The organism is Polaribacter sp. Hel1_85 (assembly GCF_000766795.1).
GTDB lineage: Bacteria > Bacteroidota > Bacteroidia > Flavobacteriales > Flavobacteriaceae > Polaribacter.
The window spans coordinates 287,007-312,342 of record NZ_JPDS01000003.1 but is presented as its reverse complement, the minus strand read 5'-3'; the positions used below and the strand labels follow the sequence as shown (position 1 = coordinate 312,342).

The 25,336-nt window shown below is 29.2% G+C and carries 19 protein-coding genes and 1 tRNA gene; 13 read left to right on the top strand and 7 right to left on the bottom strand.

Annotated features, from left to right (window positions below; all coding sequences use genetic code 11):
• Positions 1 to 88 precede the first annotated feature (88 nt).
• Positions 89 to 658 carry an RNA polymerase sigma factor gene (locus PHEL85_RS15130; protein WP_036827107.1) on the top strand — a complete coding sequence of 190 codons (570 nt, stop codon included), beginning with the start codon at positions 89 to 91 and terminating at the stop codon, positions 656 to 658.
• A gap of 298 nt (positions 659 to 956) precedes the next feature.
• On the opposite strand, the gene PHEL85_RS15120 is transcribed toward PHEL85_RS15130, so the two are convergent.
• From PHEL85_RS15120 to PHEL85_RS15110, 3 genes are all read right to left on the bottom strand, one after another.
• Positions 957 to 1,571 carry a deoxynucleoside kinase gene (locus PHEL85_RS15120; RefSeq protein WP_036827102.1) on the bottom strand — a complete coding sequence of 205 codons (615 nt, stop codon included), beginning with the start codon at positions 1,569 to 1,571 and terminating at the stop codon, positions 957 to 959.
• A gap of 64 nt (positions 1,572 to 1,635) precedes the next feature.
• Positions 1,636 to 2,313: a response regulator transcription factor gene (locus tag PHEL85_RS15115; protein WP_036827099.1), complete on the bottom strand. Its 678-nt coding sequence runs from the start codon at positions 2,311 to 2,313 to the stop codon at positions 1,636 to 1,638.
• On the bottom strand, positions 2,306 to 3,907 hold the full coding sequence (locus tag PHEL85_RS15110; protein WP_036827097.1) for a sensor histidine kinase: 1,602 nt from the start codon (positions 3,905 to 3,907) through the stop codon (positions 2,306 to 2,308). The genes PHEL85_RS15115 and PHEL85_RS15110 overlap by 8 nt, the downstream gene beginning before the upstream one ends.
• A 124-nt stretch (positions 3,908 to 4,031) precedes the next feature.
• Here PHEL85_RS15110 and PHEL85_RS15105 point away from each other — a divergent pair, with 124 nt between their 5' ends.
• The 5 genes from PHEL85_RS15105 (at position 4,032) to gldA (ending at position 10,467) form a co-directional block, all read left to right on the top strand.
• Positions 4,032 to 4,874: a GLPGLI family protein gene (locus PHEL85_RS15105; protein WP_036827094.1), complete on the top strand. Its 843-nt coding sequence runs from the start codon at positions 4,032 to 4,034 to the stop codon at positions 4,872 to 4,874.
• A gap of 105 nt (positions 4,875 to 4,979) precedes the next feature.
• Positions 4,980 to 5,858 carry a GLPGLI family protein gene (locus PHEL85_RS15100; RefSeq protein ID WP_036827091.1) on the top strand — a complete coding sequence of 293 codons (879 nt, stop codon included), beginning with the start codon at positions 4,980 to 4,982 and terminating at the stop codon, positions 5,856 to 5,858.
• Between the two features lie 25 nt (positions 5,859 to 5,883).
• Entirely contained in the window at positions 5,884 to 8,634 is a 2,751-nt protein-coding gene (locus PHEL85_RS15095; protein ID WP_036827089.1) for a TonB-dependent receptor, read from the top strand.
• Between the two features lie 73 nt (positions 8,635 to 8,707).
• Positions 8,708 to 9,478 carry a hypothetical protein gene (locus PHEL85_RS15090; RefSeq protein ID WP_036827087.1) on the top strand — a complete coding sequence of 257 codons (771 nt, stop codon included), beginning with the start codon at positions 8,708 to 8,710 and terminating at the stop codon, positions 9,476 to 9,478.
• 92 nt (positions 9,479 to 9,570) lie between these two features.
• Entirely contained in the window at positions 9,571 to 10,467 is an 897-nt protein-coding gene (gldA, locus tag PHEL85_RS15085; RefSeq protein ID WP_036827085.1) for a gliding motility-associated ABC transporter ATP-binding subunit GldA, read from the top strand.
• Positions 10,468 to 10,470: 3 nt separating this feature from the next.
• On the opposite strand, the gene PHEL85_RS15080 is transcribed toward gldA, so the two are convergent.
• The 3 genes from PHEL85_RS15080 to dnaE all read right to left on the bottom strand — a co-directional run bounded on the left by PHEL85_RS15080 (position 10,471) and on the right by dnaE (position 16,842).
• Entirely contained in the window at positions 10,471 to 11,121 is a 651-nt protein-coding gene (locus tag PHEL85_RS15080) for an HAD family hydrolase (protein WP_036827083.1), read from the bottom strand.
• Positions 11,121 to 12,434 carry a D-arabinono-1,4-lactone oxidase gene (locus PHEL85_RS15075; RefSeq protein ID WP_036827081.1) on the bottom strand — a complete coding sequence of 438 codons (1,314 nt, stop codon included), beginning with the start codon at positions 12,432 to 12,434 and terminating at the stop codon, positions 11,121 to 11,123. The genes PHEL85_RS15080 and PHEL85_RS15075 overlap by 1 nt, the downstream gene beginning before the upstream one ends.
• 70 nt (positions 12,435 to 12,504) lie before the next feature.
• Positions 12,505 to 16,842, bottom strand: coding sequence for a DNA polymerase III subunit alpha (gene dnaE, locus PHEL85_RS15070; protein ID WP_036827078.1), 4,338 nt, complete (start codon positions 16,840 to 16,842; stop codon positions 12,505 to 12,507).
• 317 nt (positions 16,843 to 17,159) lie between these two features.
• On the opposite strand from dnaE, the gene PHEL85_RS15065 reads away from it, so the two are divergent.
• The 5 genes from PHEL85_RS15065 (at position 17,160) to PHEL85_RS15045 (ending at position 19,729) form a co-directional block, all read left to right on the top strand.
• Positions 17,160 to 17,705, top strand: a complete 546-nt coding sequence (locus PHEL85_RS15065) for a 30S ribosomal protein S16 (RefSeq protein WP_036827076.1) — start codon at positions 17,160 to 17,162, stop codon at positions 17,703 to 17,705.
• Positions 17,706 to 17,723: 18 nt separating this feature from the next.
• A complete protein-coding gene (gene rimM / locus PHEL85_RS15060) occupies positions 17,724 to 18,248 on the top strand; it encodes a ribosome maturation factor RimM (RefSeq protein ID WP_036827073.1) in 525 nt (174 codons plus the stop codon).
• Positions 18,247 to 18,333: transfer RNA gene (locus tag PHEL85_RS15055), tRNA-Ser, on the top strand. Before rimM ends, PHEL85_RS15055 begins: the two co-directional genes overlap by 2 nt.
• A gap of 150 nt (positions 18,334 to 18,483) precedes the next feature.
• Positions 18,484 to 19,005 carry a hypothetical protein gene (locus PHEL85_RS15050; protein ID WP_036827070.1) on the top strand — a complete coding sequence of 174 codons (522 nt, stop codon included), beginning with the start codon at positions 18,484 to 18,486 and terminating at the stop codon, positions 19,003 to 19,005.
• 1 nt (position 19,006) lies between these two features.
• On the top strand, positions 19,007 to 19,729 hold the full coding sequence (locus tag PHEL85_RS15045; protein ID WP_036827068.1) for a tRNA1(Val) (adenine(37)-N6)-methyltransferase: 723 nt from the start codon (positions 19,007 to 19,009) through the stop codon (positions 19,727 to 19,729).
• 157 nt (positions 19,730 to 19,886) lie between these two features.
• On the opposite strand, the gene PHEL85_RS15040 is transcribed toward PHEL85_RS15045, so the two are convergent.
• Positions 19,887 to 20,486 (bottom strand): RNA polymerase sigma-70 factor, encoded by a 600-nt coding sequence (locus PHEL85_RS15040; RefSeq protein ID WP_081965164.1) that lies wholly within the window; start codon positions 20,484 to 20,486, stop codon positions 19,887 to 19,889.
• A gap of 54 nt (positions 20,487 to 20,540) precedes the next feature.
• Here PHEL85_RS15040 and PHEL85_RS15035 point away from each other — a divergent pair, with 54 nt between their 5' ends.
• Both PHEL85_RS15035 and PHEL85_RS15030 read left to right on the top strand, forming a co-directional pair.
• Positions 20,541 to 21,668 (top strand): FecR family protein, encoded by a 1,128-nt coding sequence (locus PHEL85_RS15035; protein ID WP_036827928.1) that lies wholly within the window; start codon positions 20,541 to 20,543, stop codon positions 21,666 to 21,668.
• 134 nt (positions 21,669 to 21,802) lie between these two features.
• A complete protein-coding gene (locus PHEL85_RS15030; protein ID WP_036827065.1) occupies positions 21,803 to 25,261 on the top strand; it encodes a SusC/RagA family TonB-linked outer membrane protein in 3,459 nt (1,152 codons plus the stop codon).
• Positions 25,262 to 25,336: the final 75 nt, after the last annotated feature.

Here is a 25,336-nt window from a genome sequence, read left to right as displayed (position 1 = left end):
CCATTCACCGACTTAATATGACAGTTAATCTTTTTATTTATTTTGAATGTGACTTATTCTATTTCTTTGTGTCATAAAAATAACCGAATTGAAAACACTTGTATTAAAAAACGTAACGGACGAAGATTTAGTCTTTAAAATTGTAGAAACAAATAATGCTGCATTATTTGCTGAATTGTATGACAGATTTTCTAAAGTAGTTTTTAATAAATGTTATGGTTTTTCTAAAAGTAGAGAAGAAGCAGAAGATTTAACACATGATGTTTTTATTAGGCTATTTGTGAAGCTAAGAACCTTTAAAGGTAATTCTAAGTTTTCTACATGGTTGTATTCTTTTACATATAATTTTTGTGTAAACTATGTTCAAAGAAACGCCTACAAGAAAAAAGAAAAAATTACTGTTGTTACAGATCAAATAAAAGATGAGAATGTTTTTGATGAAATTGACGATGTTACTTTATTTGAATTAAAATCGGATAAATTAGCAAAGGTTTTAACTTTAATTGAACCAGCAGAAAAAATGATTTTATTAATGAAATATCAAGATGATATGAGTATTAAGGAAATTATGGAAGCATTACAAGTTGGTGAAAGTGCCGTTAAAATGAGAGTTAAAAGAGCAAAAGCAAAAGTTGTAAAAATTTATGATGAGCTGTAATAATTATGAAAAACTCTTTTAAAAAAATCCTCACTAATCATGAGGTGCCCAAAGTTCTTAAGAATAAAATTCTTGATGACATTAATATGATAAGACGTACTTTTGATATTGCAGATTTATTTCTAATACAATATCCTGGTACGCTTTCTGATTTTTATATCAGTGAAGAAATTTCAAAAAAAAGATAAATAGTATTTAAGATTTGATAGAGTGTTGGGGGACAATCTATCATTGTGATATATCACAAAAAAAAGAGACTGTGAAAACAGTCTCTTTTGCTTTTTATTTTTTTTGTATTTTAAAACAACCCATTTATTTGAGCGTCTATTCTGTCTATAATATATCCTAAATCTTCTTGGTTGTCTACAAAATCTAAATTGTCAACATCAATTATTAGCAGTTTTCCTTTTGTATATGTAGTTATCCAAGCTTCATAACGTTCATTTAATCTACTTAAATAATCGATGCTTATAGAGTTTTCATAATCTCTACCACGTTTATGAATTTGCCCCACTAATGTAGAAATATCTGCACGTAAGTAAATTAATAAATCTGGAGGAGTCACTAAATTCTCCATTAATTCAAATAAAGAGCTATAATTTCCATAATCTCTATTTGTCATTAAACCCATTGCATGTAAGTTTGGTGCAAAAATATGAGCATCTTCATATATGGTTCTGTCTTGAATAATATTTTTACCAGATTCTCTTAATTCAAGTATCTGACGAAATCTACTATTTAAAAAATAAACTTGAAGGTTAAATGACCAACGTTCCATTTCTGTATAAAAATCGTCTAAATATGGATTTTCATCAACAGATTCAAAATGAGGTTTCCATTTATAATGTTTGGCTAATAGTTTGGTTAGTGTGGTTTTACCAGCACCAATATTTCCTGCAATTGCAACGTGCATATTTTTTAATTGTAAAAAGATTATAAGGGATGCTAAAATAGTAAAAATAATAAATAGAAAAGGCTTAACAGATTAATTTATATCCAAATCCTCTCACATTTATAATTTGAATATTTGAATCGCTTTTTAATTTTTTTCTAAGTTTACTTATAAAAACATCCATACTTCTTGCGTTAAAAAAATCATCATTTCCCCAAAGCTTATTTAGAATAAAAGTTCTGTCTAAAACTTCGTTTTTCTTTTGTTGTAAATGAAATAAAAGTTGAGCTTCTCTGTGCGTTAATTGTACTGTTTCTTTTAAGTAGATAAGTGTTTGTTTAGTGTAGTTAAATAAGTAATCGCCAATTATTATTTCTTCTAAATTACTTGCTAATTCAATTCTATTTAATAAAGAATTGATTCTAACAATTAATTCTTCCATAGAAAAAGGTTTTTTAAGATAATCATTTCCTCCATGATTAAAACCTTCTAAAACATCACTTGTTTGCGACTTTGCTGTTAGAAAAATAATAGGAATATTTTTATTTTCTAATCTTATTTCTTTTGCCAAAGTAAATCCATCTTTTAAAGGCATCATTACATCTAAAACTAAAATAACAGGATTTACTTTTTGGTATAGATCAAGTGCTTCTTCACCATTTATGGCATGAAAAACAATAAAACCTCTTGTTTCTAAACTCTCTTTAACGATCATCCCTAAACTAGCTTCGTCTTCTGCAAGTAAAATTTTTACCTTAGTCATTAGGGATGGTTATTTTAAAAATGGTTTTGTTTTTTTCTGATGAAAGAGCTACAGATCCTTTATGTTTTTCAATAATTTTTTTAGAATAATATAAGCCAATTCCAAAACCTTTTACATCATGAGTATTACCTTTTGGAACTCTGTAAAATTTATCAAAAACTTTTTCTTGTTGTTGTTTCTCAATTCCATTTCCATCATCAGCAATTGTAATTTCAATCGATTTTAAAATAGAATTAATATTAATTTCTATATTATTTCCACCATATTTAATAGCGTTATCAATTAAGTTAGAAATCACATTTTCGAAATGAAAAACATCTAATTTAGCATAAATTGGTTTTGTATTTGTAGAAAATAATAGCTCTTTATTATTAGCTAATAATTTGTGTTTGTTAACCAGTCTTTCTATAATTTCAACAATATTTGTAGTTTCTTTTTTTAATAGTAACTGCTCACTATCTAAAGTGGCAGTTTCTAATAGTTTCTCTACCATTTGATTCAGTTTTTTTAATTGAATAGAAGACATAGAAAGATATTTATTAGTTTTTTCTTTATCTTCTAAAACATTAAAGTTTTCTATAGCTTCTATAGCTGTAGATATTGTGGCAATTGGTGTTTTAAATTCGTGAGTTATATTGCTAATAAGATCGTTTTTTATAGCAGCTAAATCTTTTTGTTGATTGATTGTTTTTAATAAATAAAACAGACTAGATATTACTGCCAAAGAAAGTAACAACGATAGGGAAATACCAAAAAAACTTCTTTTTAAAGCTTCAGAATTAGTATTGCCGTAAAGTAATTGAAAGGTTTCGTTTTCTTTTAAGAAAGTAGATTTAGAACTTAAAGAGTATGTTTTACTACCTAAAAAAGAATCTTTTGATTGATGAAATAAAGTGTCGTTTTTTAAATGTTGAAAGTTTGTTTTTATATGTATTCCTTTTTGAATTAATTGATTTTCTATAAGCGAATCAATTTTTTTATACTCTACAGATTGGTCTAAAAAAGAAATAAAAATAGGTTTTAGACTTGTTATAAATTTTAAACTATCTGCTGCTTTTTTACCTTTAAAATATTTTACGGCAGTTTTTCTTCCTTTTTTGTGTAAAGTGTAACCATTTTTTTTATCTGTAAATTGTGTGAACACTTTTATAGTATCTGTACTTTTACTTTTTTGTGAATCAAAACCTGAATTAATTTCTGTGACAATTTTTTTTGCTGAATTCATCATAGAATCTGTTTTTTCTTTAGATAAATTTTCGTCGGTTGTAAATTTTAAATTGTTAATAGTAATTCTAGGTTTTTCATTTCTAGATTCGTTCTTTTTTATTTTGTTTAGAATATTACTTATTTCACTATTTTCAAATGATTTATTATGATTATTACCACTAGTTTCTACGATGGTAAGAAAATCACTTTTAGCTAAAGAAGAATAATACTCTTCTACAGCATTATCTAAACTCAATTGAATTTCATTAGTAACTCTTTGTTTATTTTCTTTATAATTTTTATAATTCCAATAGGCTTGTACTGTAATTGTAGTAATAATTGTAGTTACAATTAAATAGAGAATCCATCTGTATTTTTGTGTATTCATATACCAAAGGTAGTTTCTTTTTTTATTTTAAATACCTTGTTAACACTCGTTAACGTTAGTTAACGTTGTAAAGTAAATATAGGTTGCATATTTGTCTTATCTAAAAAAACAAACACAGAAAATTATGAAAACAATTATTTCAACACTAGTATTTTTATTTGTTTTTTCAACAAATGTGCAAAATTTTACAGGAAAAGCAATTTATAAAACGAGTAGTAAATCAACTCTTAAATTTGGAGATAATGATAAAGGGATGACTGATAAAATGCAAGAAGAATTGCAGAAACGACTTCAAAAAATGAATCAGAAAACTTTTATTCTTGAGTTTGATAAGTATACATCAATTTACAAGGAAGATGTAAAATTAGATGCTCCAAAACCTCAACTTGGTGGCGGTAGAGTTATGGTAATGTCTTTTGGAGGTTCTGGAGACGGAGATATTTATTATAAAAATATTAAAGAAAATAGGTTTGCAAATCAAACAGAAATTCAAGGAAAACGTTTTTTAGTAAAAGATAAATTACTAGAACATAAATGGGAGTTATCATCAGAAACTAAAAATATTGGAAATTATACTTGTTACAAAGCTACGTTTTCTAAAGAAGTAGAAAGTATTCAACATGCTATAAAGAATGGAAAAAGTGTTGAAGAAAAAAAGAAAGAAATTATTACAACAACTGCATGGTACACCACCCAAGTTCCAATAAGTAATGGACCAAAAAAATATCAAGGTTTGCCAGGATTAATATTAGAAATTAATGATGGAAAAAAAATTATTGTTTGTACTGAAATCATTTTAAATCCTTCAGAAAAAATTATTATTCAAGAACCTAAAAAAGGAAAAGTTGTTTCGCAAAAAAAGTTTACTAAAATTCAAAAAGAAAAAACTGAAGAAATGTTGGAGAAGTTTAAAAGTAGAAAAGGAGTTGATTTAGGCAATGGTATAAACATTAAGATGGGTGGTTAATTATTATACTTTTTTTTATAAAGTTGATTAAACTTTTAGGTTTTTTTTAAGTCTTATCTAATATAATTAGATTTATTTTTACTCAAAAAATTAAACTTAAAACATATGAAACCACTATTTACTTTCATTTTAATATTAGTAACTATTACTGTTTTTTCGCAAAAAGATTTTCAAGGAAAAGCAACTTACATGTCTAAAACAACAATGGACATGAATAACTTTGGTAGACCTGGAGGTCCCCAAATGACCGAAGCAAGAAAAAAACAAATTGCAGAAAGAATGAAATCGATGTTAGAAAAAACATTCATTTTAACATTCGATAAAATATCATCTATTTATAAGGAAGATGCCAAATTAGCAGCACCAACTGCAGGAGGAGGTTCTAGGTTTATGGGAATGATGGGAGGAAGTGGTATTAAATATAAAAACACAAAAGATAAAGTTGCTCTTGAATCTACTGAGTTTTTTGGAAAAAAATTTTTAGTTTCTGATGAAATGAAAACCCCAGAATGGGAACTAGGTAGTGAAACCAAACAAATTGGTAACTATACTTGTTTTAAAGCTACTCTGGTTAAAGAAGTAGATCCTTTAGATTTTGCTAATATGAGAAGAAGAAGAGATGATGATAAAAAAGATGGAGTTAAAAAAGATTCTTCTAAAGTAATTAAAGTTTCTGAAGAAATTGAAATGCCAAAACAAATAGTTGTTACTGCTTGGTATACACCACAAATACCAGTTAGTAATGGGCCAGGAGAATATTGGGGATTACCTGGGTTAATTTTAGAAATCAATTCTGGTAGAACTACAATTTTATGTACAGAGATTGTTATTAATCCTTCAGAAAAAGAAGCAATAAAAGCGCCAACAAAAGGAAAGAAAATTAATAGAGAAGAATATACAATTACTGTTAAAAAGAAGATGGAAGAAATGAGAGAGATGTTTAGAAACAGAAGAGGTAGAGGTAATGGAGGAGGACGTCATTAATCCCTAAAAAAAAATATTTACACTTATGAAAAAAATACTACTCTTAACCATTTTTATGGTTACAATGATTTCTAATGCCCAAGTGAAACTTACTGGTGCAGTTAAAGATAGTATAGGAGAAGTTTTAGAAATGGCTAATGTTTTAGCAATTAATAAAACAACAAAAAAAATGGCTTCTTATGGTTTTACAGATGCAAAAGGAAGGTATAAATTAGACTTAGATAAAAACGCTGTTTTTAATATTAAAATTAGTTATGTTGGTATGAAATCTGCAGATTTTATTGTAGAAACAAAATCAGAAGATATAATTAAAAATGTTGTTTTAGCTAATGATAATGCCTTAGATGAAATAAACATTGTTTCTAAAATGCCAGTTACCATAAAGGGAGATACCATTGTTTACAATGCAGATTCTTTTAAAAATGGTTCTGAAAGAAAGTTAGAAGATGTATTAGAAAAATTACCTGGTGTAGAAATTAATGATGCAGGAGAAATTGAAGTTGAAGGTAAAACTGTAGAAAAGATAATGGTTGATGGTAAAGACTTCTTTGACGGAGATACTAAATTAGCAACCAAAAACATACCATCTAATGCAGTAGATAAAATTGAAATTTTAAAAAATTTCGGAGATGTAAGTCAACTTAAAAGTGTGCAAAATAATGAAGATAGAGTTGCTATAAATATAAAACTTAAAGAAGGAAAAAAGAATTTTTGGTTTGGTGATATCACTGCTGGTTCTGGTAATTCCCCAGACGAAAGTTTGTATCTTTTACAACCAAAATTATTTTATTATTCTCCAAAATACACAATTAACGTTATTGGAGATATTAATAATATGGGTGAAGTTGTTTTAAATAGAAGTGATATTAGAAATTTTAGTGGAGGTTTTAGAAGTCAAAGCCCTTCTAACGGAACAAATATTAGTTTAGGAAGTGCTGGTATTGGTTTTTTAAATGCAAATGCAAGAAATGCAAATAGAATTGAAACAAAATTAACAGCTTTAAATTTTAGTTATTCTCCAAATCCTAAATTAGATTTAAGTGGTTTTTTAATTTTTTCTAGTAATAGTAATGGACAACAAAACAATGTAACTAGCGATTATGTAGATCCTACAATTCCTGATGATTTTACACAAAGTATCACAGATCAAACCAGTAATACAGGTTTATTTAAGTTTACCACTAACTATAAAAAGGACGCAAACAATCAATTAGATTATGATATTATTGGCCGTTTCTCAAATGAATATAGAACAGATGATGTAAACTCACGAGTTTTAAGTGATATTAGTGAGAGTGAAAGAGCAACACCATATAAAATCAATCAAAAATTAAGTTATTTTTATACAGCAAATGAAAAGAATATTTTTGCTTTAGAAGCGAAACATTTGTTGCAAGATGAAGATCCTTTTTATGTAGCTTCACTAGAAAATGATCCAACTAATAATGATGATACAGATAATGATGGTTTTGATAATGCAGCAAAAACATTAGGTCTAGATAGAAGTTTAGAATATTATAACTTAGAACAAGATAGACGTGTAAAATCAAATCAATTAGATGTTAAGTTAGATTACTATAATATTTTAAATGATAAGAGTAATTTAAATCTGGTTTTGGGAACGATACAAAGTAAGCAGAATTTTGATTCTAAGTTTTTTCAGATTTTAGATAACGAAAATACTTTAAATCCTACACCTACAATTCCTGGAAATACAGACCCACAAACAACGAATGATACAGAATATACATTTTCAGATATTTATACAGGATTAAGATATCGTTTAAAATCGGGTATTTTTACTTTTACACCTGGTTTTACCCTGCATTCTTATGCTGTTAAAAATACGCAATATGAAACTGAATTATTTGAAGATAAATTTGAAAAATTCTTTCCAGAACTTGCTGTGATAGCTCAGTTTAAAAAGAGTGAAAGCTTGCGTTTTTCATATAAACAAGAGGTAAATTTTACAGATGTTAATCAACTTGCAAGAGGAATAGTTGCTAATAGTTACGATTCATTTTACTATGGAAATAGTGAGTTAATGAATGCGCATATTCATAATTTGAATTTAAATTACTTTAGTTTTAACATGTTTAATTACACAAATGTATTTGCAAGAGTAAATTATAGAAAAACGATAGATCAAATTAACAAAAATGTAAATTTTGAACCTGGTTCTGTAGTATCTAGTAGTACGTCATTAAATTCACCTTTTGATAATGAGAGTTTTAGTGCAAATGCAAGACTTGGTAAAACAATTAAGAAGTTTAAAGCTTCTTTAGGTGCTAGTTATAATTATAGCAAAACCTATCAATTTTTAAATACAATAGAAAATACAAATACACTTAATTCACAAAATTATTCAGCGAGTTTAGGTACTAACTTTACAAAAGCACCCAATGTTACTTTAAAATATAGGTTAGGTTTAACAGATCAAAGCAACAGTGCAAGAGCTTCAGATATTAAAGGAGTTACACAGGCACCATCTATAAGTTTTGACGCTTATGTATGGAATTCGTTAACAGTTCGTTCAGATTTTTCTTATAATGAAGTAAAACAAGACGGAGTAGTTGCAAATTCTTTTAAAATTTGGGATGCCACTTTATCTTACAGAAAAGATAAAGATGCAAAATGGGAATATGAGTTAGTGGGTAGTAATCTTTTAGCCACAGGTTCTAGAGCTTCAGTGAATACGAGTAATGTTCTATTCTCTATAAATGAAACTTTTATTTTACCAAGATTTGTAAGTTTAAGAGTAAGATATCAACTATAATATCAGTTTTTAAAAATTTAAAAAAAATGGCTCAATTTATTGAGCCATTTTTTATTTTGTTTATTTTTACAAAATGAGTTTATCAACTACAAAAACTTTTTTGCCAGCATTCTTAAAAACCTTAGGAATATTGTTTTTATACATATTCTTAGGTCTTTTTCTAGATAGTGTTTATGTAGTAGAGAATTATAAAGATTTACAGTGGTTAGCAAACATAATCATGGTAATAATTTTTAGTATAACTCTTTATAAAGTAAATAAAAGAATAAGAGAACAAATGATGTATGCTGTAATTATTGCAATTGCAGGAGAATATGCTTTTTCTTTAGGAATGGGAATGTATACCTATAGGTTAGAAAATATTCCACATTACATACCTATGGGACATGCTTTGGTATATGCAGGTGTTTTATACTTTACAAAAACGGCTTATGCAAAAAGTAATACAAAACTTTTAGTAACTATTTTTACTACCATAATTATCCTTTATTCAACTTACTTTTTAATCTTTAAAAATGATGTTTTTGGTTTTGTTTTAGCCTTGTTAACCTTATTAATTTTAAGAAAAAAGCCAAGAGAGAGAATGTTTTATTTAACAATGTTTTTAGCTGTTGCATATTTAGAAATTATTGGTACAAGTTATGATTGTTGGTGGTGGCCAAAAACTGCATGGAATAAAATACCTTTTTTACCAAGTGCAAACCCACCAAGTGGAATTAGTTTTTTTTATTTTGGATTAGATTTAGGATGTTTATGGTTTTATAAAAAACGACATAAAATAGCATGGAAAAGAATGAAAAATGTTAGAAAAATTCGTTTACAAACTAACACTTCTGTAAAATAATAAAGTAGTAATTTCGTTTTATAAAAAGTCTGTTCGAATAATTTTTTATATAAAAATCTATTGAGAACTATTTTAAAACTAAAGTTGATAAAATGTCGATAAAAGTAACCTCTGTTTCTAAATTATATAATCAGCAAAAAGCATTAAATGAGGTTTCTTTTTCTGCGGATAAAGGAGAAATTATTGGTTTTTTAGGTCCAAATGGAGCAGGGAAATCAACAATGATGAAAATCTTAACAGGATTTATAAAGCCAAGTTCTGGTGCAGTTTTTGTTGACGAAATTGATGTGATACAAAACCCTTTAGAAGCACAACAAACGATAGGATATTTACCGGAACATAATCCTTTGTACAAAGATATGTATGTGCGTGAGTATTTACAATTTCAAGGATCCATTTTTAAAGTTGATAAAAGTCAAATTGAAAATTGCATTGAAAAAGTAGGCTTAACAATTGAAGCTCACAAAAAAATCAATCAATTATCTAAAGGATATCAACAAAGAGTTGGTTTAGCAGCTGCAATTTTACACAATCCATCAGTGTTAATTTTAGATGAACCTACAACAGGTTTAGATCCTAATCAATTAGTAGAAATTAGAGAATTAATAAAAGAATTAGGGAAAGATAAAACAGTACTTTTTTCTACACATATTATGCAAGAGGTAGAAGCTGTTTGTGATCGTGTTATCATCATAAAAAAAGGGGAAGTTTTAGTTGATAAGAAACTAACAGAACTTAAAGAGAATAATCAACAAATAATAGAAGTTACTTTTGATTATAAAATTGAGGAGCAGTTTATAAATAGGCTGCCAAACGTAGTTTCATATAAAAACAATTACGACAATACTTGGTATATTACTTTTGAAAGTGATGAAGATATGCGATCAACAGTATTTGATTTTTCCCAAGAAAACGGTTTAAAAATTCTTGGTTTGAATACACATAACAAGAATTTAGAAACCTTATTTAGAGAAGTTACAACTTCCTGATTTTTATTTTATTAAATATTGATAAGCTTCTAAAATAGTTGGGAATGTAAGAATGCTTCCTACTTCTTTTAGTTCTTTTTGAGAGTAATTCGTTGTAATTCCAATAGGGGTCATACCTGCTAATCTTGCAGCATTTGTACCTGTTAAACTGTCTTCAAAAACCCAAATATCTTTAAAACTTTCTTCTTTAAACTTTAAAGCTTTTGCTAAAGAAATATAAGCTTCAGGTGCAGGTTTTGGTTTTACATAATCTTGTAATCCATAAACAACAGAAAAGTTTAAATCTAAATGATGAATGCTATTTTTTAAAAACTGTTTTGTAGCGTTACTTGCAATTCCGTAAGGAATTTTTTCTTCGGATAAAAAGCTAGTAATTTCATGAATTCCAGGTAATAATGTAGGAACTTTAAAATGAGTATCTAAATGCTGATCTTTTAAATGATATAAATCTTCTTTATGTTTTTCTTTACCAATAACACTACAGAAGTATTCAGAAATTATCATTGGAGATTTTCCTGAAAAACTTTTTGGAAAAGGTGCTATTTCTTTATCAAATAATTCTTTAAAAGCAGAAGTCCAAGCAGCATAATGGCTTTCAAAACTATCTACAATAACTCCATCAAAATCAAATAAAAATCCCTTAGGTAATGCCATTAGTTGTTTGTTTTTTCGTTGAATAATTCAGTTAAATAAGGGTTTAAAAATTTATTAGTTGGATCTAGTTTTTTTCTTAATATTTTAAAATCTTCCCATTTATCATATACTTTAGATAGCTCAGTATCTTTAGCTGTAAAACGTTTTGCCCAATGAGGTTTTCCTCCGTGTTTTAAAAATATTTTCTCTATACTTTTAAAAGCTTCATATGTATCTGCAGTAGCTGCATTTCTAGAAACACATCCCATAGTAACAATGTCTTTTTTGTAAGCATAACTTAACCAAGATGTGTCTTTATATACAAAACGAATATCCATCGGAATGTGAATAAAAGATTTATTAGACCATTTGTTGATTTCAGTTTTTAATTCTTCAAAAACTTTTGGAAACATATCTAAACCAATTGTCCATTCTGCTAATTCTAAAGTAGATCCTCTAGATTTTGTTACTGTTGCTTGGTATAAAGATCCTTTGTGTTCTTTTGTTGAGTTAAAAAATCCTCTATATAAAAGTTTATTGGCAATTGCTGTAAACCAAGGAAAAATATGAGTGTATTTATATAATACTTTAGAAGCTGTTCTTCTATGTTTTAAAAAATCAGGACCTAAATCTTCTTTAATCTCTGTATTCGGATCAATTTTATCTCCAGTTATAACATAGCCTTTATCAGTATGAGGTAACCATAGAATTCTTAGAAAATCATGTTTTTTTAAACGATCTTCAATTTTAGGTAACCAAATAGTATCATTTTCTGGACCTTCTTTTACGTGTAATGTATAAATTGGTTCGCATTGAAAAGTAATTTCAGATAAAACTCCTAAAACTCCTAAAGAAACTCTAACAGCATCAATTAATTCGTCTATTGCAGTAATTTTTTTAACAGAACCATCAGCTAAAATAAGATTACATTTAATCATATATTCTGATAACAATTTTCCACTTGTGCCATGAGTTCCTGTTGCCAAAGCTCCACCGATTGTAACTGTGTTAATGTCTGGTAAACAGGGAATACACCACCCTTTTGCTTCAATAGCTTCTATTAAATCACCTAAAATAATTCCTGATTGAACTGTAATTGTGTGTTCTAAATCATTATAAGCTAATATTTTATTATAAGATTTAATATCAATTAAAGTCTCGACACCAGATGCAATATCTGCAGATGATTGTTTGCTTCCGAAAACACGAATTTTTTCTGAATTTCCAATAACCTCTTGTAATTCTTCTTCAGAAGTAACTTTATAAAGAGATTTGTATTTGTGTATAAGATTTTCGTTCCAACTTGCCCAAACACCGTTTTTACCTTGATTCATTTATTGTATAAAAGAGATCGCAAAAATAAGCAATCCTCTTTTTTTAGAGTACTTGTTTTGGTATTATATACTAATTTAACTTAAAATCAATATTCTGACTCTTTAATGTTGCTAGTAATTCATTAGAAATGTGAACTTTGGTATTTCTACTAGGCAAACTCACTTCTATTTTTTCTTTGGCATCCCAAATAGTAAAATGTAAATTTTGCTTTCCAGGTGTGTTTTTTAAAATGGTTTCAAGATTTAAAATAGTGTCTTCTTTAATTTCTTGCAACGGAATTTTTATAGTTACTTTTTTACACAACTCATCCATAATATCATGTAACAATTTAAAATCGGTAAATTTTAAACGAGGTTCGCCTGTAGCACCATCTTTGTTTGTCCAACCTGGTTGAATAGTACATCGAACAAATAAGAAAGAATTTGGTGTTAAAAAGTGTTTCATTCTTAAATAATCTTCACCAAAAATTCTAAACTCGTTACTGTCTCCATAATCTTCCATAGTAAACATTGCCCAACCTTTACCAGCTTTAGAAACTCGATGTTGAACATCTGTAATAATTGCTGCAAAAGTTAAGTTTACACCAACATATTTACTAATGTCTTCTTTAAAATGTCTTAAAGTAGAGTTACAAAAAATCATTTCATTTTTAAAGTCATCTAAAGGATGAGCAGAAATGTAAATTCCAATAACTTCTTTTTCTTGTGATAAAAGTTCCATGGTTCCCCAAGTTTCACATTCTGGAATATCTGGTTCTGGAAATTGAACTGTAGAAGCTTCTCCAAACATAGAAACTTGTGCAGAATTTTCATTTTCTTGAAACTTACTTCCAAATTTCATAGCACGTTCTAAAAAGGTCAAGCCTTTTTCATCGGTAGCAAAATATTGTGCTCTATGTGTGTCAGAAAAAGAATCGAAAGCACCAGCTTTTATCAGGCTATCAAAAGATTTTTTATTTGCTGCTCTTAAATCTACTCGTTTTGCTAAGTCAAAAATAGAAGTATAGTTTCCGTTTTCTTTTCGTTCTTTAATAATTGCTCTTACTGCACCAGCTCCAACACCTTTTACAGCTGCCATTCCAAAACGAACAGCACCTTCGTCATTTACAGAAAATTTTAAATAAGATTCATTTAAATCTGGACCAAAAACTTGTAAGCCCATTCGTTTACATTCTTCCATAAAGAAGGAAACAGCTTTTATATCTTTCATATTATTAGAAAGTACAGAAGCCATATATTCTGCAGGATAATGAGCTTTTAAATAGGCTGTTTGATAAGCGATCCACGCATAACAGGTAGAGTGAGATTTGTTAAAGGCATAACTAGCAAAGGCTTCCCAATCTTTCCATATTTTTTCTAATTTTTCTGCATCATGGCCATTTGCAGCAGCTTGTTCTACAAATTTTGGTTTCATTTTATCTAAAACCGCAATTTGTTTTTTTCCCATGGCTTTACGTAAAACATCGGCTTCACCTTTGGTGAAATCTGCCAATTTTTGTGATAAAAGCATCACTTGCTCTTGGTAAACTGTAATTCCGTAAGTTTCTGCCAAGTATTCTTCCATGGCAGGTAAATCGTACTCAATATCTTCTGTTCCGTGTTTTCTGTTGATAAAACTCGGAATATACTCCATCGGACCAGGTCTGTATAAGGCATTCATTGCAATTAAATCTGCAAAAACAGTTGGTTTTAAAGATCGCATGTGCTTCTGCATTCCTGGAGATTCATATTGAAAAATACCCACAGTTTCTCCTCTTTGGAAGAGCTCATATGTTTTTACGTCATCTAAAGGAAAAGTTTCTGGATCTAAAACAACATTATGTCTGGCTTTTACAATTTTAACAGTGTCTTTAATTAAAGTCAGCGTTTTTAATCCCAAGAAATCCATTTTTAATAAACCTGCATCTTCTACAACAGAGTTATCAAATTGAGTAACGTACATGTCAGAATCTTTTGCTAAAGAAACGGGAACATAATTGGTGATATCTCCAGGTGTAATAATTACACCACAGGCATGAATACCTGTATTTCTAACAGAACCTTCTAAAATTGTTGCTTTATTTATGGTCTCGGAAACTAAATCTGTACCATAAGACATATTCTTTAGCTCTTCAACTAATTGCTTTTCTTCTGCGCGTAAACCATCAACTTTACCTTTACTTTTTGCATCTTCACCAAAGATGTTTTTAAGTTTAATTCCAGGGATTAACTTCGCAATTCTATCGGCTTCAAAAAGAGGTAAATCTAAAACTCTGGCAGTATCTCTAATAGAAGACTTAGCAGCCATTGTTCCATATGTAATAATTTGCGCAACTTGATTTGCACCATATTTATCAATTACATAATCCATAACTCTACCACGACCTTCATCATCAAAATCAATATCAATATCGGGCATGGAAACACGTTCTGGATTTAAGAAACGCTCAAAAAGTAAATCGTATTTTATAGGATCTATATTGGTAATCCAAAGACAGTAGGCAACAACAGAACCAGCTGCAGAACCACGACCAGGACCCACAGCAACATCCATTTTTCTTGCTTCCCGAATAAAATCTTCTACAATTAAAAAATAACCTGGATATCCTGTTTTTTCAATTACTTCTAGCTCAAAATCTAAACGTTCTTTTATAGATTCTGTAATTTCTCCATAACGTTTTTTAGCACCTTCAAAAGTTAAGTGTTTTAAAAAATTATTTTCTCCACGTTTTCCTCCATCTTCATTGTCTTTTACATCTTTAAATTCATCAGGAATATTAAAAGCAGGTAATAAAACGTCTCGAGCTAAAGTAAAAATTTCAATTTTATCTACAATTTCTTGAATGTTGATAATTGCTTCTGGGATGTCTAAAAAGAGTGTTTTCATTTCATCCGAAGATTTGAAATAATACTCTTGGTTTGGCAAACCATATCTATAACCACGACCTTTTCCAATTGGAGTCGCTTGTTTTTCACCATCTTTTACACATAATAAAATATCATGTGCATTTGCATCTTTTTTATCTAAATAAAAAGTGTTATTTGTTGCAATGACTTTTACATCATGCTTTTTAGAAAACTTTAGAAGAGTTTCATTTACAATTTTTTCATCTTGCTGATCATGACGCATCAACTCAATATATAAATCATCTTTAAATTGTTCCTTCCACCAGATTAAAGCGTCTTCGGCTTGTTTTTCTCCAAGATTAAGAATTTTACTAGGTACTTCACCATATAAATTACCTGTTAAAACAATAATATCTTCTTTATATCTTTCTACAAGTTCTCTGTCAATTCTTGGAACATAATAAAATCCATCGACAAAAGCAGCAGAAGACATTTTTGCTAAATTGTGATATCCTTTTTTATTTTTTGCAAGTAAAACAACTTGATAACCATTATCTTTTTGCGATTTATTTTTATGATCTTCACAAATATTAAACTCACAACCAATAATTGGTTTTATTGGAGTTTCTGCGTTTTTATTATGATTTAAAACTGCATTTACAAAGTGAAAAGAACCCATCATATTTGCAGTATCTGTCATAGCAACTGCAGGCATGTTATATTTTGCTGCGGCTTTTACAATATTACCAAGTTGCATGGTAGATTGTAAAACAGAATATTGAGTATGATTGTGTAAGTGGGAAAATTGTACATCTTTTAATTCTTCTAAACCAACAGAAGTAGATTTTGTAGTCTCTGTGTTTTTTAGTTTCTCTAGACGTTGGCGAATTTTATCGCTTTCTTTCTTAAGATTAATATGTTTTAAACCAATTACTTGAATTGGTTTTGGGTTGGCTTCAGAGAAATTTTTAAAATAATCTGCATCAACATCTAATTGTTCTTTGGTAAATTCTCTTAAACGAATTAATTCTAAAAAACAACGAGTTGTAGCCTCAACATCGGCAGTTGCATTGTGAGCTTCACCAAAACCAACACCAAATAAATGATTGTGTAATTCTGTTAAAGTTGGTAGTTTAAATTTTCCTCCTCGACCTCCAGGGATTTGACACATTAATGCCGTTTTTTCTGTACAAGTGTCTAAAACTGGTAAGGAAAGCATTTTGTTTTCTACACCTAATCTATGGAATTCACACCCCATAATATTAAGGTCGAAATTTAAATTTTGACCAACTATAAATTTGGTTTTACCTAAAACTTCATTAAATAAAGTTAAACATTCATTTAAAGAAATACCTTGTTCTGCTGCTAATTCAGTAGAAATACCATGAATTCTTTCTGCATCATAAGGGATATTAAAATTGTCTGGTTTTATTAGAAAATTGTTGTGTTCTAATACATTACCCATTTCATCATGTAGTTGCCATGCAATTTGAATACACCTAGGCCAGTTGTCTGTGTCTGTAATTGGAGCATTCCAACTTTTAGGTAAACCTGTAGTTTCAGTATCAAAAATTAAGTACATGGAAAATGTTTATTTGTTGATGAGTTTATTCGTTTAAAACGGACTGTAAATTTACATTTTTTTGATGGAATTTATGAGTATAAGTTATTAACGGTTGTTGATGGGTTAAGAGTGAGTGCGTTAGGGATTGAACGACTTGTTTGAGCTCTTTTTGAGGTACGAAAAAAAGCGAGTAGTGAAAGCCCGCTCGAACGCTATAAAAAATATTGATAATTAGGGTTTTAGTTTAAAAAGGTTTTGTATTTTTGCGCCCACTTACTACGAGATGGTAAGACTATTAATAATCGAGGTCGAGAACCTAAAAAAATTAACAAATTATGTCTGTAAAGATTAGATTACAAAGACACGGTAAAAAAGGTAAACCATTCTATTGGATCGTTGCCGCTGATGCTCGTGCAAAAAGAGATGGTAAATACTTAGAAAAAATAGGTACTTACAATCCAAACGTTAACCCTGCAATTATTGATTTAAACGTTGATAAAGCTGTGGAATGGTTACAAAATGGTGCACAACCAACTGATACTGCAAAAAACATTTTATCTTATAAAGGTGCAATGTTAAAGAATCATTTAGCTGGTGGTGTAAGAAAAGGTGCTTTAACTCAAGAGCAAGCAGATGCTAAATTTGCAGCTTGGTTAGAAGAAAAAGCAACTAAGATTTCTGATAAAGAAGCTGGATTATCTAAAGCACAATCTGAAGCTAAAGCAGCAGCATTAGCAGCAGAAAAAGCTGTAAACGAAGCAAGAATTGAAGCAGCTAAACCAGTTGTTGAAGAGGTTGCAGAAGTAGCTGCAGATGCTGAAGAAGCAGTAGAAGCAGCTCCAGAAACAATTGATGATGCACAAGCAAAAGCAACAGAATAAATTATAAATTTTTCGAAGATGCGTAAAGAAGATTGTTTTTATTTAGGCAAAATCGTTACAAAATATAGTTTTAAAGGTGAAGTTGTTATCAAATTAGATACAGACGAACCTGAGTTGTACAAAGAAATGGAATCAGTTTACGTCGAAATTGGCGCAAATTTGGTTCCATTTTTTATTGATAAAAGTTCACTTCATAAAGGAAATCAGTTACGTGTTCAGTTTGAAGACGTGTATTCTGAAGAAGAAGCAGATGCTATTTTAAAATGTGGAATATATTTACCAAATACAATGTTGCCAAAATTAACTGGTGATAAGTTTTATTATCACGAAGTTATTGGTTTTACTGTTGTTGATGCAAATTTTGGTGAAGTGGGTACAATTGTACATATAAATGACAAAGCTGCGCAACCACTTTTTGAAATTGATAGAGATGGAACAGAAATTTTTATTCCTATGGTTGATGATTTCATTAAAAAAGTTGATAGAGAAAACAAAATAATACAAGTTGAGACTCCAGAAGGTTTGATAGCTTTGTATATTTAGAAAGGTGTCTGAGTGGTCGAAAGAGCTACCCTGGAAAGGTAGTGTGCTGGCAACGGTACCGAGGGTTCGAATCCCTTCCTTTCTGCAAGAAAAAATATTTTTAAAACATAAACCTTCAAAATTATATTGAAGGTTTTTTTAGTTTGTAATGCGTCTTTTTTTTTAACTTTAAGTTTCACTTGTTTTTCGATTTTTAGTTAGTTAACTTTGAATATCAGTTTTTAGATTTTGAATTATGTTTGAATATTTAGCTAAAAATTTATGGGTATTAGTGACTATAATGCTTCCAGGAATGTTTACATATGGAATTTGGCGTTTATTATTAATTTTAAACCCTAGTTCTATAATTCAGACAGCGTATTTAACACAAATAGACGAGTTAAATGTTTTAACTTGGTGTATAATTATTGCTATTGCTTTATTGCAACAAAGTGTAGGTTTGGTAATTGAGTTTGTATTATTCTTTATTACTAGGAAAAAGAAAATGCCATTATCTAATTATCATTTATTATTTCATAAACGATTTAAATTAGCAAATAAAAATAAAATTACAGATTATGCAAATAGTGTAATTAGTAATCTTTTTTTATCCATAAATATTTTTGTTGGGCTTTTGTTTTTATTGATTTATTTTTTATTTTTTGAAAACTTAGAGTTCCAGCATTGGATTATTTGTGTTTTAATTTTCTTTACAATAACTGTTTTGTTAAATGTTTTTTTCAGAATTCAGACTTCCTTAAAAGTGATTAAAAAATAAAATGAGCAAACCATTTCGATTTAAAGAGTTTACGATTCATCAAGATAAAACTGCCATGAAAGTTGGAACAGATGGCGTTTTATTAGGAGCTTGGTGTTCTGTTGATAATTATCCTGATACTATTTTAGATGTTGGTGCAGGTACTGGAGTTATTTCATTAATGATTGCACAGCGGTCTGATGCGATGACAATTGATGCTGTTGAGGTTGATGAAAATGCGTATGAACAAACTGTTGCCAATTTTGAAGAGTCAGATTGGGGAGATCGTTTGTATTGTTATAATGCTACTTTTCAGGAATTTGCTGATGAAATAGCAGAGGAAGAGGAGGTTTATGATTTAATTGTTTCTAATCCGCCTTTTTATACTGATGAATTTGAAACGGAAAATGAAGCTAGAAATAAAGCTCGTTTTACAACTTCGCTTTCTTTTAAAGAATTGATTGTTGGGGTTTCAAAAATTTTGTCTGAAAACGGAATTTTTGCTATTGTTATTCCTTTTAAAGAAGAAGCTAATTTTATTGCTTTAGCAATAGAAAATAATTTATTTTTAAATAAGGTTTGTAGAGTTCAGGGAAATCCGTCATCAGAAATTAAAAGGAGCTTATTAGCGTTTTCTTTTGATCAAACAGAAATAAAAGAAGAAAGTTTAATTATAGAAATTGAACGTCATCAATACACAAAAGAATACATTGATTTGACAAAAGATTTTTATTTGAAAATGTAAGTTTAACTAGAAAACTCGAAAAGATTGTCTTTAGAATTGTTAAAACGATCATAATAGTTAAGCCTATTACTGTAAAGAGTAAATTTAATTTTAAATAGCTTGTTTTCAGAAACATTTTATTATAAATTATAAAAGAACATACTTGATAAGTTGTAAATTAACTTAAAGAAGAAGTTCGTAAACTTATGCATTCTTTTAAAAACTTATAGCCTCTAGCAATATGACCTTCAACTGTTTTTAAAGAGATGTTTAAATTACTAGCAATTTCCTTATTTTTTAACCTAGAAACTTTTTTCTCTAAAAATACGAGTTTACACCTTTTAGGGAGTAACTGAATACATTCTTCAAGTTTTTTTAATCTTAAATCTTGGTAATCACTATTAGAATCAATCACTTTTTCAATTGCGTCATTATAATATGCTAAAAGAGATTTGTCTATTTTTTTCTTACCTCTGTAGTGATCCATAATTTTGTTATAAACAATTTTATATAAAAAACTATTTATAGAAGTCGTTATAATAATTTTCTTTCTGTTGTCCCAAATGTACATAAATGTATCTTGAACAATATCTTGAGCAAGATCTTTGTCGTCTGTGTAGTTTAAAGAATAGACGCACAGTTTTTTATAATATAAAGTGTATAACTGTTTGAAGTAAAGAGGGTTCCCTTCTTTTAGCTTTTTTTGGTCACTATTTACGTCTTGTTTGAAAATTGCTGTAGAATTATTATTGAATTGCAATATTAATAAAAAAAACAATTATTATAGAGGGTTTTTAATTATTATTACTACATATACTTATATAATATGAAAATGAATACTAAAAACATTGATGAATTAATAATAAAATTTGTTGAAAGTAAAGCAACTTTAGAAGAACAAGTTGAATTAAGGAATCGTTTAGAGATAAAAGAAAATAGAATCTATTTTGAAGAGTATGTTGAACTCCATTATTTGCTTAACTCAAAAATTAAGTTCGATTATAAAAAGCCTTTAAAAGGGATGATTGGGAAAATACAATCAAAATCTAAATACAACTTCTTTAAATATGCAGCTTCTATTATTGTATTAATTGCAACGGGATATTTTTTAACTAAAACAACTTTTAAAACTGTAACTAATGAAAGTATTACTGTTGGAACAGATAAAGCTATTTTAACTTTAGGAGATGGTTCTAGAATTGCTTTAGAAAAAGGAAAAAAGTATAAGAGTAAAAAAATAAGTTCTGATGGAAAAAAAATTATTTACGAATCAGGGTCTAATGAGACTGAAAAAAAAATAGTTTATAATTATTTAACGATTCCTAGAGGAGGGCAATTTTTTATAGAATTGGAAGATGGAACTAAGGTTTGGTTAAATTCAGAATCAAAACTAAAGTATCCAGTAAATTTTAGTGATGGGGAAAGACGTAAGGTAGAACTTATTTATGGTGAAGCTTATTTTGATGTTTCTTCTAGTTCTAAGCATAATGGTGACTCATTTGTAGTTCAATCGAAAATGCAAAATGTAGAAGTTTTGGGTACGGAATTTAATATTAAAGCATATCATGATGAAACAGTAGTTTTAACGACCTTAATTGAAGGTAGTGTTGCTTTATCTAATAGTGTTTATAAGAAAGTTATTAAACCAGGTGAACAATCCAAAATTTTTCAGACAAACAATAGGTTTGAAGTTTATAAAGTAGATGTAGAGGATGAAATTGGTTGGAGAAATGGGATGTTTAGTTTTACAAATAAACCATTAAAAGAAATTATGGTTGTTTTATCACGCTGGTATGATTTAGAGATTTTTATCACTGATGTCGAAATTGAAAATGTAAGATTTACAGGAATGTTAAGTAAGAAAAAACCTATATCAATAGTCTTACAAGAAATTAAAAGTGCAATTGACATGGAATATAGTTTTAATAATAAAAATTTAATAATAAAAAAAAGGGAATAAAAAACACAACCTCTCACAGTTCGTTTTATTCCCTATAGTCAGATTAATTAATTAATTAACCCAAATTCAAATTTATGAAAAAAAACTTTACAAACATTCTTTTTTTATTTCGAAAAAAGGTATTAACCGCAATTATGAAAACATGCTTATTACTTTTTTGCACTACTCTTTTTAGCTTTACACCTAAAGAAGTCTTTTCACAAAATGAAAAGATTAAAATTGAAACTGATCAAATAGTTACAGTAGATGAAGTGTTTAAAATGATTAAACATCAAACAAATTACACTTTTATTTATAAGGCAGATTTGTTTGAAAATTATAGTGAAATTTCATTAAAGAAAGGGTATATTAGAGCAGAAAAACTCTTAAAAAAAGTTTTGTCTCATGGTAATTTTATCTCTGAGTTGTCAGCAGACAAAACAATCTCGATTAAAAATAAACCGTCATTAATTATTGAGGCTGCTAAAGACGTAAAAATGCAACAACAAGTTGTAAAAGGGGTGGTGTTAGATGAGACGGGAGAGCCACTTCCTGAAGTAAGTGTATCTGTGAAAGGCACTAAACGTGGAACTTTTACCGACTTTGATGGTAACTACAAAATTCAATTAAGTAATGCTAATGAAAAAACTGTATTAATATTTAGTTATCTTGGTTTTGAAGAAAAAGAAATAGTAGTTGGCTCTAAAACTACTATTAATGTGAAAATGATTCCTAGTCAAGCTAAATTAGATGAAGTGGTAGTAATAGGTTATGGTACTACTAAAGTTAAAGACGCAACAGGTGTAATTTCTAGACTAACAGCTAAAGAGATTGAAACTGCACCAATGGGGGCAAGTGTTTCTAGTTTACTAGAAGGTAGAGCTGCAAGTGTAAATGTTCAAATTAATTCAGCATCGCCAACTTCAAATGTAAATATAATTATTAGAGGAGCATCTTCTCTAACAGGAAATAATCAACCTTTATGGGTTATTGATGGTGTGCCACAAGCCCTTGAGGTTACTAGTGGTGATGTCGCTAATACTCTTTTTAATTTAAATATTGATGATGTTCAAAGTATTGACATCTTAAAAGATGCCTCAGCATCTGCTGTTTATGGTTCAAGAGCTGCCGGTGGGGTGATATTAGTAACAACTAAAAGAGGTAAGCTTAATCAAAAACCTACGTTTGAAATCTCTACGCGTGCATCAGTTAGTGATCCTGATTTTAATGGCTATGAGTTTTTTGAAAAAGATGATTATATAAACTTTACGCAAGCAATGCATAAACAAGATACTTGGGCTAGAGGGTCTTTTGATACTCGTGCTGAAGAATGGTTAGACGAACAGGCTTTTTTTGATTTAAATACTAGTGAATGGGATATGTCTGATTTGGTTCAAAACCCTGATGCATATTATGATGGCGAGAATAATTGGTTAAAAGAATTTTCACAGTCACCTATAAGTGTAGATCATAACTTCTCTGTACGTGGTGGGTCTGAGCAAAGTACCTATTTTGCATCGTTTAAATATATAGATCAAATAGGTGTCATTAAAGGAGGTAAAACGGAAAACTATAGTGGTCGTTTTAATTTTGATACAAGAATTAATGAGGATCTAAAATTTGAATTGAGAGTAAGTGGAGGTGTAAGAGATGCTGATAATAAAGATCAGCTGTTAGAGTCATTTAGAAAAATACGCCCAGATATTAAGGCTTTTAATGAAGATGGTAGTTTTTATACAGAAGATCAATACACAGAAAACCCGTATATTACTTTAAGTAACACCAATCACTCAAAGTCACTTACTCTTAGTGTAACTGGATCTTTAGAATATCAAATAGTAGATGGTTTAAAATTAAAGACCGCTTTTTCTAATAGCTATTCAGACTCAGAAAGTTTACGTTATTATCAACAAGGATCTATTCGTTCTGATGATCAAAGTCTTGGAGAAAGAAGGTTTTTTAATTCAAAAAGTTCAGCAAACGTTTGGGATAATACCTTAGCGTATTCTAAAGTATTTGGTGATAAACATGATATTCAAGCTTTATTAGGATATAGTGCAGAGAGTCGTATTAGGCGTAGTTATCTTATGGAAGCTAGTAATTTTCCAGATGATGAAATTCTTAATAATTTTGGATCTGAAGCAGAGATACTTAATATAGATGAAGATAAAACAGAAAGCGGATTAGTCTCACAATTTGCACGTGTACAATATAAATTTGATGAACGTTATATCCTGGCCGGAACAATTAGAAGAGATGGTTCATCTCGTTTTGGCCCAAACAATCGTTATGGTACTTTTCCCTCTGCATCTGCAGCATGGTTAGTTACTGGAGAAAATTTTATGCAATCTGAGAAGGTTAAAAAATATATTTCTTTTTTAAAGTTAAGAGCATCATATGGAATAACAGGTACTCCAGCTAATGGTAATTTTGATTGGATAACTTTAGTAGATGCTACAACCTATAATGAATCACCTGCAATTTTACCTGATGGTCTTGGAAATCCAAATTTAGGTTGGGAAGAGAGTGCATTGTTTGATGTAGGTTTAGATTTTGGCTTATTAGATGATCGCTTATTTGGTTCGGTAGGATATTACGAAAAAGAAAGTACGAATCTAATATATAGAGAAGTTTTACCTGGTAGTTCTGGATATAGAACAGTTAGTGGAAATGTAGCCTCAACACTAAATTCTGGAATTGAATTTAATCTTAATTATGATATTATTCGTAATGTAAATCATCGATTAACCTTTAACCTTAATTGGGCTAAAAATGAAACAGAAATACTATCCATTAATGCTGCAGATCAAGAATTATTAATAGGAGGAGCTCAAATATTAAAAGCTGGTGATATTGTAGGTAGATGGTTAGGATTACAAACTGCAGGACGTTTTTTTGTAAATGCTGAGGATGCGTATTCATTTACAGATAACACTACTTCTTCTGGTCAACAAACTCATTATGGAAGCTATACAGAATCTACAGGAGACATTATCTATATTGATCAAGCTGGAGAAGATGGAGTTGGAGGTCCAGATGGCGTTATTGATTTTGATGATGATAAAGTAGATCTTGGAACTTCTGTGCCTAAAGGGTATGGTGGCTTTGGTCTTACTTACACATACAAAGGTTTTCGAGTTAATACAACATTTTCTTATGCCTATGGGCACAAGAGATTATGGAATTTACCAAGGGCAGATATAGGTGGTGTTGGAAATTATAATCAAAGTAATTTAGTAGCAGGACAAAGTGCTACACTATTAAGTCCTTATGATGCAGACTATCCAAGATTAGGTGATTTTGGAATCTCTAATAATGATGAGATATCTGATTTGTATTTATACAATGCATCTTATATACGTTTAAATTCTTTAAATATAGCGTATAAACTTCCTAATGAAATTTTCAATAACTCAACAATAAATGGTGTAGAGTTAACTTTTCAAGGTACTAATTTGTTTACAATTACTAAATATCCAGGGTTTAGCCCTACTGGTGGATATACCGCAACTACTACAAATGGAACGAATCAAGTTCTTGCTTCAGATGGAATTGATTATGGTACCTACCCTTCTGCACAAGTATATAGTGTTGGTGTAAAAGTTAAACTTTAAAAAAAATATAGACATGTTAAAAATAAAAAAATAATTTATATACCGCTAATTGCGATTATCTTCTTGATAAGTGCT